The sequence below is a fragment of the Arthrobacter sp. 01T425 genome (genome assembly GCF_056398725.1).
Genome location: NZ_JBFTPY010000011.1, coordinates 134,196 through 148,613 on the forward strand (window position 1 = coordinate 134,196; position 14,418 = coordinate 148,613).

At 66.2% G+C, this 14,418-nt stretch carries 14 protein-coding genes; 4 read left to right on the forward strand and 10 right to left on the reverse strand.

What is annotated here, in order from left to right; genetic code table 11:
* Nucleotides 1–3 precede the first annotated feature (3 nt).
* Both AC1DNG_RS13835 and AC1DNG_RS13840 read left to right on the forward strand, forming a co-directional pair.
* Complete coding sequence (locus AC1DNG_RS13835; RefSeq protein ID WP_476887611.1) at nt 4–1,002, forward strand: fumarylacetoacetate hydrolase family protein; 999 nt, start codon at nt 4–6, stop codon at nt 1,000–1,002.
* Nucleotide 1,003: 1 nt separating this feature from the next.
* On the forward strand, nt 1,004–1,780 hold the full coding sequence (locus AC1DNG_RS13840) for an SDR family NAD(P)-dependent oxidoreductase (RefSeq protein WP_476887612.1): 777 nt from the start codon (nt 1,004–1,006) through the stop codon (nt 1,778–1,780).
* Nucleotides 1,781–1,798: 18 nt separating this feature from the next.
* Here AC1DNG_RS13840 and AC1DNG_RS13845 read toward each other — a convergent pair whose 3' ends face one another.
* The 6 genes from AC1DNG_RS13845 to AC1DNG_RS13870 all read right to left on the reverse strand — a co-directional run bounded on the left by AC1DNG_RS13845 (nt 1,799) and on the right by AC1DNG_RS13870 (nt 8,790).
* Nucleotides 1,799–2,581 (reverse strand): SDR family NAD(P)-dependent oxidoreductase, encoded by a 783-nt coding sequence (locus AC1DNG_RS13845; protein ID WP_476887613.1) that lies wholly within the window; start codon nt 2,579–2,581, stop codon nt 1,799–1,801.
* A gap of 73 nt (nt 2,582–2,654) precedes the next feature.
* On the reverse strand, nt 2,655–3,617 hold the full coding sequence (locus AC1DNG_RS13850) for a LysR family transcriptional regulator (RefSeq protein WP_476887614.1): 963 nt from the start codon (nt 3,615–3,617) through the stop codon (nt 2,655–2,657).
* 75 nt (nt 3,618–3,692) lie between these two features.
* Nucleotides 3,693–5,270, reverse strand: coding sequence for a GMC oxidoreductase (locus AC1DNG_RS13855; RefSeq protein ID WP_476887615.1), 1,578 nt, complete (start codon nt 5,268–5,270; stop codon nt 3,693–3,695).
* A 16-nt stretch (nt 5,271–5,286) separates the two neighbouring features.
* On the reverse strand, nt 5,287–6,768 hold the full coding sequence (locus tag AC1DNG_RS13860) for an MFS transporter (protein WP_476857617.1): 1,482 nt from the start codon (nt 6,766–6,768) through the stop codon (nt 5,287–5,289).
* 187 nt (nt 6,769–6,955) lie between these two features.
* On the reverse strand, nt 6,956–7,753 hold the full coding sequence (locus AC1DNG_RS13865; protein ID WP_476887616.1) for a hypothetical protein: 798 nt from the start codon (nt 7,751–7,753) through the stop codon (nt 6,956–6,958).
* On the reverse strand, nt 7,750–8,790 hold the full coding sequence (locus AC1DNG_RS13870) for a Gfo/Idh/MocA family protein (protein ID WP_476887617.1): 1,041 nt from the start codon (nt 8,788–8,790) through the stop codon (nt 7,750–7,752). Before AC1DNG_RS13870 ends, AC1DNG_RS13865 begins: the two co-directional genes overlap by 4 nt.
* Nucleotides 8,791–8,897: 107 nt before the next feature.
* Between AC1DNG_RS13870 and AC1DNG_RS13875 the strand changes: the two genes are divergently transcribed.
* Complete coding sequence (locus AC1DNG_RS13875; RefSeq protein WP_476887618.1) at nt 8,898–10,160, forward strand: ROK family protein; 1,263 nt, start codon at nt 8,898–8,900, stop codon at nt 10,158–10,160.
* A gap of 29 nt (nt 10,161–10,189) precedes the next feature.
* On the opposite strand, the gene AC1DNG_RS13880 is transcribed toward AC1DNG_RS13875, so the two are convergent.
* Nucleotides 10,190–10,606, reverse strand: a complete 417-nt coding sequence (locus AC1DNG_RS13880) for a C-glycoside deglycosidase beta subunit domain-containing protein (protein ID WP_476849716.1) — start codon at nt 10,604–10,606, stop codon at nt 10,190–10,192.
* Nucleotides 10,607–10,659: 53 nt separating this feature from the next.
* Between AC1DNG_RS13880 and AC1DNG_RS13885 the strand changes: the two genes are divergently transcribed.
* Nucleotides 10,660–11,703, forward strand: coding sequence for a restriction endonuclease subunit R (locus tag AC1DNG_RS13885; protein WP_476887619.1), 1,044 nt, complete (start codon nt 10,660–10,662; stop codon nt 11,701–11,703).
* 84 nt (nt 11,704–11,787) lie between these two features.
* Here the strand turns inward: AC1DNG_RS13885 and AC1DNG_RS13890 are convergent, their stop codons facing one another.
* The 3 genes from AC1DNG_RS13890 to AC1DNG_RS13900 are packed head-to-tail and all read right to left on the reverse strand — an operon-like array spanning nt 11,788 to nt 14,412.
* Complete coding sequence (locus AC1DNG_RS13890) at nt 11,788–12,792, reverse strand: sugar phosphate isomerase/epimerase family protein (protein ID WP_476849718.1); 1,005 nt, start codon at nt 12,790–12,792, stop codon at nt 11,788–11,790.
* Nucleotides 12,793–12,805: 13 nt separating this feature from the next.
* Nucleotides 12,806–14,017, reverse strand: a complete 1,212-nt coding sequence (locus tag AC1DNG_RS13895; protein WP_476887620.1) for a Gfo/Idh/MocA family protein — start codon at nt 14,015–14,017, stop codon at nt 12,806–12,808.
* Nucleotides 14,014–14,412, reverse strand: coding sequence for a C-glycoside deglycosidase beta subunit domain-containing protein (locus tag AC1DNG_RS13900; protein WP_223913478.1), 399 nt, complete (start codon nt 14,410–14,412; stop codon nt 14,014–14,016). Before AC1DNG_RS13900 ends, AC1DNG_RS13895 begins: the two co-directional genes overlap by 4 nt.
* Nucleotides 14,413–14,418 lie beyond the last annotated feature (6 nt).

Genomic DNA, 14,418 nt, shown 5'->3' on the forward strand with positions numbered 1-14,418 from the left:
TTTATGGTCAAGATTGCTAGCTGGAACCACGACGGCGGGACGCAGTCCGGCTTCGTTGACGGCGGTAACTGCTATGCCCTCCCCGCAGGCCACACGGTCCAGACACTCCTGGAAGCAGGGCTCGAGGAGACCCTGGGTTTGGCCCGGCGGATCATCGGGTCTGGCCCGGCCGTTAGACTGGCGGACGTGCGGCTGCTCGCCCCACTGGCGCCCGCCACCATCCGGGATTTTGTCGCGTTCGAGGAACACGTCGAAGGCGTGCGGAAAAGCATCGACGGCGTGGCCGGCGTGGTGCCCGAATGGTACGAGGCGCCCACCTTTTACTTCACCAACCCGCATACGGTGACCGGCACCGGCGAGGTGATTGGTATTCCGGCGGGTTGCGAGGATCTGGACTTTGAAACCGAAGTCGCCGCCGTCGTCGGGCGCGTCCCCGGAAGCGACGGCCGGAACCTGACTGCAGCGGAGGCGCACCGGCACATTTTCGGCTACACCGTCCTCAACGACTGGTCGGCGCGGGACCTGCAGCGCCGGGAGATGAGAGTCAGCCTGGGGCCGTGCAAGGGCAAAGACTTCGCCAATACGCTGGGGCCTTGGATTGTCACCGCGGATGAGTTCGAGGACCTGCACGACGCCGAAGGGTTCCTGCCGATCTCCATGGCCGTGGAAGTCAACGGGAAAGCCATCGGCCAGGACCTGCTGTCCAATATGGGTTGGCCGTTCGCCGAGCTAGTGGCCTACGCCTCGCAGGACTCCGTGGTCCGGCCCGGCGATGTGCTGGGCTCCGGCACGTGCGGCAGCGGTTGCCTCGCGGAGCTCTGGGGACGGAACGGCGCGAAGACTCCCCCGCCGCTGAAGACGGGAGACGTGGTCCGCATGACGGTGGAAGGCATCGGGACCATAGAGAACACGGTAGGTGAACGCCGTAACGCCGGGACTCTGGTGCGTGCCCGGCAGCGTCCGCGCAACCGGGTTGCCGCTGCGGTTCCTTCCGGGACGTAGGGTGGTCTCCCTTCAGCTCGATGGCCGGACCGTGGTGGTCACCGGCGCTGGCCAGGGCCAGGGCGCTGCCGAGGCTCGCATGCTGGTGGAGGCCGGGGCCCGCGTCATTGCCACAGACCTAGCAGTGGACAAACCGGCCGAGCTGGCCGCCATGTCATTGCCTTCGGCCGGTGCGCTGGTGTACCGGCAGCTGGACGTCAGCGATGCCTCCGGCTGGTCCGAACTCGCTTCCTGGATCGAGTCCCATGGGTGGCAGGTGGACGGGTTGGTCAACAATGCAGGCATCACCCAGCGGAGCCGGTTGCTGGATGCCTCTGTGGCTGACCTGCAGCGCGTCTATGAAGTCAATGTCGCCGGATGCCTGCTGGGGATCCAGGCGCTCGCACCGCTGATGGGCAGTGCCGCATCCATCGTCAATGTCGGTTCCGTCGCAGGCCTGACCGCGCACTATCCGGTGGCCTACACCGCCAGCAAGTGGGCGTTGCGGGGACTCTCGCAGGTGGCCGCCATGGAACTCGGCCCGCGGGGGATCCGCGTTAATACTGTCCATCCGGGCTTCATCGAAACGCCCATGACGGCGAGCGCTAAGCCGGAATTCAGGCAGGCCACCCTGGCCGAGACCCCGCTGGGCCGCACTGGAAGCGTGGAGGAAGTGGCCAGCGTCGTGCTGTTCCTCCTCAGCCCGCTCTCGTCCTTCGTGACCGGCGCCGAGATCCCGGTGGACGGCGGCCAGTCGGGCCACGGCGGAGCAAAGTCTGTCTCCGACGCCATGCGCTGACGCGGTGCACGATTCCAACTAGCCCGGCAGCACGGCCGACCAGCCGCCGTCGACCATCAGGTTGGCGCCCGTCACGTATGACGCTTCGTCGGAGGCCAGGAACAGCGCGCATTTGGCCACTTCTTCCGGCGTGCCGATCCGGCCCAACGGGATGCTGCCGGCGATGGACCGCATGGGGTGGTCGGCGGCCAGGAGGTTGCCCTCGGTCGCTGCGGTGCGGATCATTCCGGGGCTGACAGTATTGACGCGGAGTCCATGCGGAGCCCCTTCGGCCGCGAGCTGCCTGGTCATGGCCACCACGGCCCCCTTCGTGGCGGTGTGGGCCAGCCGGCCGTTGGTCATGGAACCGCTAACTCCTGCCGTGGATCCCACCAGCACGATGGCGGCGTCCCGCACCCGGATCAGTTGTGGCCAGAAGTATTTGACCGGCAGGAACACCACATCCATCTCGTGTTCGACATTCCACTTCCAGTCGGCAAACGTGAGCTGCTCCACCGGGGCGAAGCGGGTGACCGCCGCGTTGGCATACAGGATGTGCACCTGGCCGTGGTTTGCGGCTACGTCCTGCGCCCATGCCGCCACAGCGGCCTCGTCTGTGAGGTCAACCCGGCTGCTGCTCATCCGGCCCCCGGCGGCGGTGACCTGGCGGACGGTGGCCGCGGCGCCGTCGTCGTCCATGTCACAGCCCACCACCACGGCGCCCGCCTCGGCGAAGGCGAGCGCCGCCGCCCTGCCTTGGCCGCTGGCCGTTCCGGTGATGACGGCGGTCTTGCCGTCGAGGCGCTGGCTGGAGACAGGCATGGGGGATCCCTTTCGAAAGTGCGTTTCTTCGACTTTCGCAGGGATGGTCCGGATGGGGAACGGCGCTTTGGTTCTAGGTGGTATCCGCCGCGTGGATAGTTACCGGGTGCGCGGTGATGGGGAAAAGTTCGTGCAGCCGCGAACAGGCCCGCTGGACCACGGAACGCAGCCAGACGCTGGCAGGGTCCTCCGCCTGGGACGGGTGCCAGTACATCGCTTCCACGAGGGACGCTTCAGCGCCTTCGGAGAACCCCAGCACAACGATATCCGCGCCGCGCTGGGCCCGTGCTGCCAGCATCCCGGGGACGAGCGCCACGAGGTCTGTCCCTTCCACCAGGAGTGGCAGGGACAGGAACCCGGCCACCACAGCCGCCACGCGGCGCTGGATACCTCGCGATTCGAACAGCTTGTCCGCCGGGGTGCTGATTCCCTCACCGAAATAGCCGACGGCGTGGGGAACGGTGGCCAGGTCCTCCACAGTGAGCCGGGGCCGCTGGAGCAGGGGATTTCCGGTGTCAGCCACAGCAACAAAGCTGTCCCGGAACAGCTGCTTGCTGGCGCCCTGCATCTGGTATCCCGTGGGCCCGACGAGCAGGTCGATTTTTGAGTAGTCAGCCATCTGGCCCTGGATCCCGGACTTGGCTGTGGGAACGAAATCCACCGACACTCCGGGGGCCTCCTCGCGCAGGATCCCCCGCAGCGGCCCCACGATCAGGGCCGCCGCGTAGTCCGAGGCGGCGATAATGAACTCCCGCTCACTCGTGGCGGCGTCGAAGCCGGACCGCACCCGCGTGGCCCGCTGGATGTGCAGCATGGCTTCATCAACCAGCGGGACCAGAGACTGTGCGAAGGGCGTGAGGTCATAGGTGCGGCCGTTCCGCACCAGGAGTTCGTCGTCGAAATGGCGCCGGAGCCTGGCCATTGCGGCGCTGGTGGCCGGCTGGCTGAGCTGGAGCCTCTCGGCTGCCCGGGAGATGTTGCGCAGTTCCAGCAGGACCTGCAGTTGGGGCAGCAGGTTGAGGTCCAGGTTCTTCATACCCACAGGTTATCCGTGCCTCGACGTCAGCCCGGCCACAGCTGGCGGGCGTCTGAGCCCCAACGAGCAGCTGACCTAGGCACTCTGCGAACCAAGCTCCTCAGCAACCTTCCGGGCACCGCGGACGGCGATGGCCACGCTCATCAGCGTGGGATTCATGGCCGTTGCCGTCGGAATGAGCGCATTTCCGCCCACCACCAGGTTGTTGTAGCCCCACACGCGTGACCAGGGATCCGCCACCGAGGTGCCGTCGTCGGTTTCACCCATGCGCATGGTGCCCTGGTAGTGCAGGCTCGAGCCGTTCGGCATGAGCCTGGGCTCGGCCACGAAGGCGCCAAGGGCCTTGCCGGCCCGCCGCAGCCGCTCGGTTGCCTCGGCGATTTCCGCGTTTTCCCGTTCTGTGAGCGCATACTCGATTCTCATGTTGGGGAATCCCCGGTAGTCCGGCTCATTGTCGTCGAACGTGACGGCATCCTCGTAGCGCGGGTGCTTGCGCATGCCGTAGCCCATGTTGACGTAGCCCCAGCGGTTCTCGGAGTACGGGGTTCCCGGCTCCATTGGGAACGGCGTGGTCTCTGTGTACATCACCTGGACGGAGAAGGGGTGTTCCGGCTCTGAGAACGGGATGCGGTTGACCGCCGCGACGGGGTCTGCCGGGTTCAGTGCGCGCCGGGCCAGCTCGGCCTTAAGGTCCTCTTCGGTGGCGTACCGCCCCATCCTTTCGGCGTCCAACGCCACCGTGGAGATGACCACGGGATGCTCGGTCAGGTAGTGGCCGAGGGCCTGCGGCCGCACACCGGATGCCCAGAGGAGCTGCGGGGAGCGGAAGGCATCGGCGGCCACCACCACGATGTCTGCTGCCACGAATGACTTCTCCCCGGTGCGGAGGTCCTCGACGGTGACCCCGGTGACCCGGTGTCCGTCCAGTTCCACGCGGCGGACCAGGGTGAGGTCACGGAGTTCGAACTGCTTCGAGAGCGGGCTGTCCTTGTCGATCAGCGGGCCGAGGACGACGTCGGCCCCCGCCCAGCGCACGGAGCCGTCGGGCTGCGGGTCCCCGGCAACCGGAAGGGTGCCCACGCCGTACCCTTCCGGCAGCTCCGCGCCGAACTCTTCATCGAGGAGGGTCCGAATGGCCTCACCAACGGCGGAGTCGGCAAACGCTGCGCTGTGGACGTGCAGCAGCTGCTTCGCGTCCTCAATCAGACCGTCCCATTCGTCGTCAGCTATGAAGGGGACTTTTTCACTGAAGGCGGGCGACGGCGTCGCGCAGGTCCAGTGCGCACCTTGGCCACCCACGTTGGTGGCCGCAGCCGCCGCGGGAAAACTCGGGGCGTGGGCGGAGCCCGCGCCGCCGAAGTCCAGAAGGTGGGTTCCCTGGCGGGCGGTGAACATGCCCTCGGTGACTGTGGCTGCCGGGATGCCGAGCGACTCCCGGTAGGCGCCGGCCTGCGGCCCCTGCGACATTTCGCGCGCACGAGCCTTTTCGCCAGGGTCGGCAATGTTGCGGACGCTTTCGCCGGGAACCTCCGTCACCTGCGGTCCGGCTTCGAACATCACCACCCGCGCGTTCGGGACCTGCTCGAGGAGCACCCGCGCATAGGTGGAGCCGATGGGCCCGCTGCCGACGATGGCGATGGTTGGGTTGGACATGATGTCTCCTTTGAAATCAGGCCGAAAGGGATTCGGAAGTTGTTTGGGGGGCGGGAACGGGTTCGTCGGAGAGGCGCCCGTGCGGAAGCAGGACCGCCGCGACTATTCCCACGGCGTACGTGGCCGCCAAGGCAATAAAGATGGGGGCGAAGACTGAGCCGTAGATCTGAGCCACGCTGGCCTGCACTGCCGGAGCGGCCCCTTTGACCAGTTGCGGGGTCAGGGTGGAAGCGTCCAGGCCCGCCGGCAAGAGGGCCGCCACGCCGAAGCCGATCACCCCGCCGATAATCGCCGTCGCCACTGTTGAGCCCACCTGCCGCACCAGGTTGATGGTCGCGGTGATGGTGCCGGTCTGGCTGGCGGGAACAGCTCCCTGGACCACAGTGACGATCAGGCTCATGAACGCGCCGGTGCCCATCCCAACAACGGCCATGACGATCATGGGAACCCACAGCGGAAGCCCGGCGGGCAGCACCGCCATCACAAAGAGTCCGGCGGCCCCCAACGATGTTCCCAGGATGGGGAAGATCCGGTACCGCCCCGTCCTGCTGGCCAGCCATCCGGTGAGCAGGTTGCTGGTCAGCATGCCGAACACGGTTGCGATGGGCACGAGCCCGGACACGGTGGCGGTTGTCTGGTACGCCATTTGGACGTATGTGGGCAAATAGGCGGTGATGGAGAAGAGGCCGACGCCGATAATCGCCGAGAGTGCGGTGCCTGCCGCGATGGTCCGGTTGGCGAAGAAATGCAGGGGGACGATGGGTTCGGGTGCGCGGCGCTCAACAAAGTAGAAGGCAACAAAGCCCAGCATGCTGACCGCGAGCGCGGCAGCGGTGGCGGGGCCCGCGCTGCGTTCTGCGGCCCAGGTGGCGGCGAGGACTAGGGCCACCAGTGCGGCGGTAAATACAGCCGCCCCGGCAACATCGAAGTGGCGGGGCATGGGGCCAGGCTCCAGGTGGGGAACGGCAACCAGGGCAAGGGCCAGGGCTGCAGCGCCCACCGGGATGTTGATCCAGAAAACCCACTGCCATCCCCAGTAATCGGTGATGGCGCCGCCGAGAACGGGTCCAACCAGGACCGCGATGGGGAAAGCTGCGCCAATGATGGCCATGTAGCGCGGACGTTCCCGCTGCGAGGTGACCCTGGCGATGATGGTCTGCGACATCAGCTGCAGGCCCGCGGAGCTCATCCCCTGCAGGACGCGCGCGGCGATAAGCCAGGCCATGTCCTGCGAGAAGCCGCAGGCCAGGGAGGCCGCCAGGAACATCACCAGCGAACCGAGGAAGATCCGGCGGGCTCCCAGGACATCACCTAGTTTGCCGAGCACCGGCAGCAGCACTGTGCTCGCGAGGGTGTATCCCACAACAACCCAGCTCATGAGCTTCAGCGCGCCCAGCTCACCCGCAACCGTAGCCAGGGATGTGGACACCACGGTGTGGTCCAGGGCCCCGAGGAACGAAACCGTGAGCAGGGAGATAACAAGGAGACGGAGTCTCAAAGGTGAAAGTGGCATAGTGATCTACCCGAACGATCGGGCCGTCGACGCGACGTATTGTGCCTCCGGCGCACCATCACGACGGAGAACGGGTTCGGAAGGAACCCCGGCGCCGTTACTCATGCTACCGCACTTTAGTTTGAAAGCAACAAAAGAATGCGTGAATTAGACGCGTATGGCGGGTGCCCATTTATGTAGCAAGCACGGCGCGCGTGAGGGACATGTCCTCGAGCAGCTCATCCAGGTCCGTTCCGGGCTGACCGGAAGACCGCGCCTCGATAGCCCGGCGCAGCGCCAGACGGGCTGATGATTCATAGCGCTCCGGAGCCCTTAGTGTCCCGTCCCCGGTGGACGTCTCCAGCCGCGTCAGCCCGGCCTGCTGGTCCATGGTGACTTCGGTTCGCACCTCGCCGAGGCCCAGCACCTGGAGCAGGCCGTCGGCGTGAAGGCCCGCTGCCGCCGTCGCCCCCAGGGTGACGGGTATTGCCGCGCCCGCGGATCCCCCTGAATCCAGCAGGGCAATCCTGGCTTGCGCCGTGGCACTGCACACCTGGAGCGTCAACGGGCCCCGGACCAGTGACCGGGCCCAGCCCAAGCCGTCGCGGATTACCGCTTCAAGACCTGCCGCGGGGGCAGCGCACTCGACGGTGACGATCCGGGCCGGCCTGCCTCGTCTGGCCCGGAGGGCATCGGCAACCACATCCGGGCGCAGCCGGGGACGCTCAACGATGACCGGGATGTCACCGGGCCACGGGTAGGCTCCGATTCCTTTCTGCGGGAGCGCAGCAGGGTCCGCAATCACCACGGCCGCCGCTCCCCTGGCCCGGGCGTCCAGCATGCCCTGCCACCAATCGCCGGATCCAGGCACCACAGCCACCGCCCCGCTGACGTCTCCGGTGAGTGCAGCGCTGACGGAAAGCTCGGCGACAGCCGCGACATAGGAGGGCAACACCGTGAAGATGCCGAGCCCTGGATCTGCCGAACTCATTGCGGCACCCCTTCCAGAACCTTGGCTGCGGCAGCATCGGCCAGGTCGATTGCAAAGTGCGAGTCAGCCAGCAGCTCGTCGTACTCCACCGGGACCCCGCCTTCAAGGAGCGAGGCAAGCAGGCGCCACTCAGCCATATAGCCGTCTTCCGGATCCCGCCTGTACTCCGTCCACTGCCCGTCCGTGCTTCGCACTCGGGTGGCCGCGCTTCCGGCATGGACAAAGGCGGGCGGGAAATTCACCTCGATGCGGTCGTGGGAGGTGGCGATATTCATCCTCCAGAGGGCATCCGGTCCTTCCGGAAGCATGGTAAGCGCCAACTGGACCAGGATTCCGCCGGCCCGATACCCCACAAGGTAGCCGACTGGCGGAGCGACCCTGGCGTAGACAACCTCGTCGATGCCTGGCGCGATGTCCCTCACGGCCGGGAGATCATGGATCGCAAGACCGGTCAGCAGCTGCCGCAGGACGCCGGCCGCAACCACAGGACTGTCGAGGTCCAGGCGTCCCCGCCGGGCGGCCTGGAAAGGGCCGCCCTCGGCGACCAGCCGGTGGTACCTGTCATTCGGCGGGAGCGCCAGCGTCACGGAGATCGCCTGTACCCGGCCCGCGAGGGCCACAAGATGATGCCTGGCCCGCCCCCACGCGGCGTCAAACAGGTGGTTCGTCCCCACCAGAAGGACCGTTCCCGCGAGCCGGCAGGCAGAGATGACTTCGTCGGCTTCTTCCCTGCTGGTGGCCAACGGCTTCTCGCAAAAGATGGCAGGCTTCCCCGCGGCTACAGCCGCCAGGATTTGGCGGGCATGTTCAGCGGGCGGGCTGCAGATGGCCACCAGGTGGACAGCCGGGTCCGCAAGCAGGTCCGCCTCCCCCACTGACCACCGGGCACCAAGCCTTTCGGCCAGGTCCTGGGCGCGCCCACTTCCCGCATCGGCAATGTGCACCACCTTGAACAGCTCCGCCAGGCGCCCCAGCACCGGCAGATGCAGGGCCGCGACGCCCGGCCCGGCCCCAAGAACTCCTATATTCCAAGGCATCGTCGCCTCCCCCTCTTTTGTCCTTATTATTCATAAGTACGAAAATATCCGGCTATAGTCGCGTTCAACCCCACCTTAGTCCCCCCTTATGTGTGAGAATTGTGATCATGACGACAGAGTCCACACTCCGCTTTGGAGCACAAACGGATGAAGTGACGAGCCTGCTGAGGATCGTCAACCTGGTGCGAACGGGCGAGGCAACAACGCGCCCTGAAATCGGCAAGGTCACCGGGCTGGGCAGGGGAGTTGTCAGCCAGCGTGTGGACCAGGCCATTGAGATCGGCTTTCTCGGGGATGGAGAATTCGGTGCCTCCTCCGGTGGCCGCGCGCCCCGGACCCTTCGCTTCCGCGCGGAGCAGGGCCGGATCGTCATATGCGCCCTCGGAGCCGCTCATATAAGGGTTGGCGTCACTGCCCTGGACGGCGACATTCTGGCACACACGCACCGCACCTGGGACATCGCCCAGGGCCCCGAGAAGACCATTGACGCCGTGATGGCGCTCGTTGACGACGTGCTGAAAAAGGATCACCAAGTGCCCGTCTGGGGTGTGGTGGTGGGCCTCCCCGGCCCGGTTGACTTCGCCACGGGACAACCGGTGGCACCTCCGATCATGCCCGGGTGGAATGGATTCGATGTCCGCACACCCTTCGAGGACCGCTTTAACGCACCGGTGTGGGTGGATAACGACGTCAACCTGCTTGCCCTTGGTGAGCGCGCCCGGCGTCGCGAATCCCTCGCGAACCTCATCTATTGCAAGATCGGTTCCGGCATCGGTGCCGGCCTGCTGTCCCAGGGCAGGATCCACCGCGGCGCCAACGGCGCGGCCGGCGACATCGGCCATGTCCGGGTTTCCGACTCCCATGCCCAATGCCGCTGCGGCAAGATCGGCTGTCTCGAAGCGGTGGCCAGCGGCTGGGCCCTGGTCAGGGACGCGGAAGAGGCTGTCAGGGAAGGCACCCACAGCTCCGTGGCTCCGCTGGCAAAAAAGGGGACACTGACCCTCGAGGAGATCACCCTCGCGGCCCAGGCCGGGGACCCGCTGGCCATCACACTGATTCAAAAGTCGGCCCGGGTAGCGGGTGAGACCATTGCAGCCCTGGTGAACATGTTCAACCCCGGAATCATCGTCATCGGCGGGGCCATGGGATCGGCCGGCGAAGTATTCCTGGCCGAAGTGCGCCAGCGGGTCTACGAACTGTCCCTGCCGCTCGCCACCCGCGACCTCACCATCACCTTGTCCGTCAACGATGAGCGCGAACCCCTGCGCGGAGGAGCCGAGCTGGCGCGCGAGCAGCTGTTCGATGTCACCTTCCCGCGCTGGTTTGCTGACGGCAGGCCCTCACCGGAACGGCACGCCGTTCCCGCATAGGGTCCACTGCGTGGCCTGGGCATAGCCGCTCAGGCCACGTCGCGGGAGACGCTGGGTACCGGCGCCCGGTCAAGCTCCAGCTGGGCCTCCAGATGGAACGGCAGGACCAGCGGCGAACCGGGACGCGCCTGAAGGTAGGGCACCAGCAGCTGGAAGTCGACGGCGATGGCGTGCACCCCGAGGGAAAGCTCGCGCCTGCCGGCCAGGACCAGCCTGTCCTGCACGAACCACCACCCGGACTCCGCCTGCAATGCGTACGCACCCACGCGTCGGGCCCCCAGCACCACCACCAACTCCCGTGGTGCCACCGGGATGCCGTCGACCTCAACTGCGAGCTCAGCCACGCTGGAAAGGGGCATTGAGCGGATCCATGACAGGCCGAGCCGGAGTTCAAAGCCTTCCGGCGTGGCCGTCAGCGCATCTTCGCGCAAAGCGGTTTGCAACATGGCTTTTGTCCTTTATCCTAAAAGTGACATAAGTTTGTCATTAACAAGCATAAATGGGAAGGCATCTCATGGCCTCCGCACTTCCTGAGAACTGGACCCTCTGCGCCAGCTCGTTCAACTGGACTCCGGAGATCACGGCAGCCCGGCGGACAGCCGCGGACGTTGTGATTGGCATCGCGGAGTCCGTGACGAAGACAATAGAGCTCGAACCTGGGCTGCTGTGGCGGTCCTTCCCCGCTCCGCAGGACGCCGAGGTAGACGAACTGCGGGATTCGCTGGCGGCAAGAGGGGGACGCGTCAGCATCGTTGGCGCCAGCCTCGACGACTTCACGTCCGCAACCGACCGCCGCTCGTTGCAGGAGCGTTTGGACTTCCTGGTCCCCCAGCTCAGCGCCGCCAGCCGAGTGGGTGCCCGCGGGATCCGGTTACCGATCGGACAGGCAGGCACGGAACTGCTCACGTTGCTGCAGCCGCTGCTGCATGAACTCGACCTGGTGCTCTACGAAGAAATCCAAGGGCAGCAGGCTCCAAACAACCCTTCGGTGGCACCAGCACTGGATGCGATAGCCGGACTGGCAGATGAGCGCGTGCGGGTACTCGTCGACATCAGCATGCTCATGCCGGCCCTTCCCGTCACCTACCTTCATGAGTTGCGGCAGGGCGGCGTACCTTCCGATCTTCTGGCGCGCCTGGAGAACGACTGGCGCGATCCCGCCACCCACGATGCTGTCACCGCCCTGCTCCGCGCAGGGAAGATTCCGCCGCGCATTCACACCCTCTTCATGAACCTGCTCATCCGCTTCGGCCGCAGTGACGCCGCAGACCTGCAGCGCATCCTCCCCCTGGTGGGCGCCTTCCATCTGAAGTTCTGGGATCTGGACGACGACGGCGGCCGGGTTTCCCAGCCGCTGCATGACCTCGGCAGCCTGCTGCGCGGGACCGGCTTCACGGGCACGCTGACCAGCGAGTGGGGCGGCCACGAGTGGCTGCAGGACGACCCAACGGAGATGACGCGGAGTCACCTGGCCCTGGCGGGGGCAGCCCTCACGGAGCCAGCATTGGTGGAGCCGACACCAGCGGCCCGGGCTGCCCTCTGACCGATATAAAACGCTGACCGGATACAAGAAGCTCATGGCACAGGAAAGGCCGGCCCCGCGGGGCCGGCCTCACTTGTCTGCGAATTATTTCGTGCTGAATGCGGCGTCGAAAGCTGCGGCGGAGGGTTCATAGCCGGAGAGCCGGCGCACGAAAGCCAGCGCCTCGGGGGCGCCCTTCAGCCGGTCCATTCCGGCGTCCTCCCACTCCACGGACAGCGGCCCGCGGTAGTCGATGGCGTTCAGCATCCGGAACGCATCCTCCCACGGCACGTCGCCGTGGCCGGTGGAGATGAAGTCCCAGCCGCGGCGCGGATCAGCCCAGGGCAAATGGGAGGACAGCCGGCCGTTGCGCCCGTTGGACAGACGCTTCTTCGTGTCCTTGCAGTGCACATGGTAGATCCGGTCCTTGAAGTCCCACAGGAACCCCACAGGGTCGATGTCCTGCCACACCATGTGGCTCGGGTCCCAGTTCAAGCCAAAGGCCTCGCGGTGCCCGATCGCCTCGAGGGCGCGCTGCGTTGTCCAGTAGTCGTAGGCGATCTCTGATGGGTGCACCTCATGGGCGAACCGGACGCCCACCTCGTCAAAGACATCGAGGATGGGGTTCCACCGGTCGGCAAAATCCTGGTAGCCGGCGTCGACCATCTTTTCGGAGGCGGGCGGGAACATCGCCACGTACTTCCAGATGGACGATCCCGTAAAGCCGGTCACCGTTTTCACGCCCAGCTTTGCGGCGAGCCGTGCAGTGTTCTTCAGTTCCTCGGCGGCACGACGGCGGACCCCTTCAGGATCGCCGTCGCCCCATACGACGTCCGGCAGGATGCCGCGGTGCCGTTCGTCGATCGGGTCGTCGCAGACGGCCTGGCCCTTGAGGTGGTTGGAGATGGTCCACACTTTGAGGCCGTGGCGTTCAAGAATGTCCAGCTTGCCCTGCACATAGGCGTCGTCGTCCCAGCGCCAGGGATCCAAGTGGTCACCCCAGCAGGCGATCTCCAGCCCGTCGTAGCCCCACTCGCCTGCGAGCCGGGCCACCTCCTCGAACGGCAGGTCGGCCCACTGGCCGGTGAACAAGGTAATTGGTCGTGCCACGTACTTCCCCTCCTCAACTGGCCGGCACGGGAACGCCGGCAGCGACCCGTGTCCAGGCGGAATCATTTTCGGAACTGCGCTCGACAGCGTCGAGCACCCGCTGCACCCTCAGCCCGTCGGCGAACGACGAATGCGGGGCGGAGCCGCCCACGATGCCCTCCACGAGGTCCTTGACCTGGTGGGAGAACCCGTGCTCGTAACCGAGCATGTGGCCTGCCGGCCACCACGCCGAAACGTAGGGATGCACCGCTTCCGTGACCAGGATCTTCCGGAAGCCCTGGCGGTCCGCAGGGGCCGTGCGGTCGTAGAACTGGACGCTGTTGAGGTCCTCCAGGTCGAAGGCCAGGGCGCCCTTGTCCCCGGAAACCTCAATCTGCAGCGCGTTCTTCCGGCCGGTGGCAAACCGGGTGGCCTCGAACGACGCCAGCGCGCCGGATTCGAAGCGGCCCGTGAAGATGGCGATATCGTCCACCGTCACCTGGCCGGAGCCGACGCCGGCAGCGCCGGAAAGCCCGGTATCGGAAGGGCCGGAGCCTGAAGTGGAGCCCGTCAAAAGAGGCCGCTCCCTCACGATGGTGTCGATAACGCCGGACACCTTCTCCAGGTTCAAGCCGGTGACGAACTGGGCCAGGTCGATGGCGTGGGCACCGATGTCCCCCAGGGCCCCCGAGCCGGCGTGTTCCTTCTGCAGACGCCACGCCAGCGGCATCTCCGGGTCCACCAGCCAGTCCTGCCGGTAGGAGGCACGCACCTGGTTGATCGTGCCCACGGCGCCTTCGGCGATGAGGTTGCGGAGGAAGGTGACGGCCGGAACGCGGCGGTAGGTGAACCCGACCATTGCCTGGATGCCCCGGGCAGCCGCCCGTTCGGCAGCTTCGGCCATCGCTTCGGCTTCCGCCACCGAGTTGGCGAGTGGTTTTTCGCACAAAACGTGCTTCCCGGCCTCCAGCGCGGCGATCGCGATTTCGGCGTGGGAGTCGCCGGGGGTGACGATATCGACGACGTCGATATCGTCACGGGCGATCACGTCCCGCCAGTCTGTTGCTGACTCGGCCCAGCCCCACTTGCTGGCAGCGGCGGCGACCGCTTCAGCGTTACGGCCGACGATAACCGCCATTTCCGGCTCGGCAGGCAGGCCGAATACCCGCGGCGCCGTCCGCCAGCCTTGGGAGTGGGCAGCACCCATGAAGCCATAACCGATCATGGCCACGCGCAGGGTTTTCATGCGAGCACCACCGTCCGTTCAACCGCGACGCGGTTGCCCACGTAGCGCATCGGCGCGATCTGCATATACAGCAGGCGCAGGGTGAGGATGACCTCGACGTCGATCTCCTCGCCGGCGTCGGGGACGCGGTCCAGCGGGATGATCACGTCGGGCTTGTCTGCGACGAACCACAGGGTTTCCCATTGCTCCGGGAGTTCAGCTATGGAGTAGGACTTGTCCTGCAATTCGAAGCGGAGGGACTCCTTGGGAATCTCCACGCCATTGACCGTTGCAACGACGTCGTCAACGGCGGACAGCCAGAGGCTGCGGTACCAGGGCAGCTGCACCGATACGGCAATCCCCTCGGGGTGCCTGCGGACGTCGGTGTCCTGGAACAGGGAATTGTGAGTAGCCATGGCTTT

Bases quoted from the DNA above. Each gene is read 5' to 3' on its own strand.
- AC1DNG_RS13895 (WP_476887620.1), bottom strand. From the start codon at position 14,017: ATGAAAACCCTGCGCGTGGCCATGATCGGTTATGGCTTCATGGGTGCT.
- AC1DNG_RS13900 (WP_223913478.1), bottom strand. From the start codon at position 14,412: ATGGCTACTCACAATTCCCTGTTCCAGGACACCGACGTCCGCAGGCAC.
- AC1DNG_RS13885 (WP_476887619.1), top strand. From the start codon at position 10,660: ATGGGAAGGCATCTCATGGCCTCCGCACTTCCTGAGAACTGGACCCTC.
- AC1DNG_RS13865 (WP_476887616.1), bottom strand. From the start codon at position 7,753: ATGAGTTCGGCAGATCCAGGGCTCGGCATCTTCACGGTGTTGCCCTCC.
- AC1DNG_RS13875 (WP_476887618.1), top strand. From the start codon at position 8,898: ATGACGACAGAGTCCACACTCCGCTTTGGAGCACAAACGGATGAAGTG.
- AC1DNG_RS13880 (WP_476849716.1), bottom strand. From the start codon at position 10,606: ATGTTGCAAACCGCTTTGCGCGAAGATGCGCTGACGGCCACGCCGGAA.
- AC1DNG_RS13850 (WP_476887614.1), bottom strand. From the start codon at position 3,617: ATGAAGAACCTGGACCTCAACCTGCTGCCCCAACTGCAGGTCCTGCTG.
- AC1DNG_RS13845 (WP_476887613.1), bottom strand. From the start codon at position 2,581: ATGCCTGTCTCCAGCCAGCGCCTCGACGGCAAGACCGCCGTCATCACC.
- AC1DNG_RS13855 (WP_476887615.1), bottom strand. From the start codon at position 5,270: ATGTCCAACCCAACCATCGCCATCGTCGGCAGCGGGCCCATCGGCTCC.
- AC1DNG_RS13835 (WP_476887611.1), top strand. From the start codon at position 4: ATGGTCAAGATTGCTAGCTGGAACCACGACGGCGGGACGCAGTCCGGC.
- AC1DNG_RS13870 (WP_476887617.1), bottom strand. From the start codon at position 8,790: ATGCCTTGGAATATAGGAGTTCTTGGGGCCGGGCCGGGCGTCGCGGCC.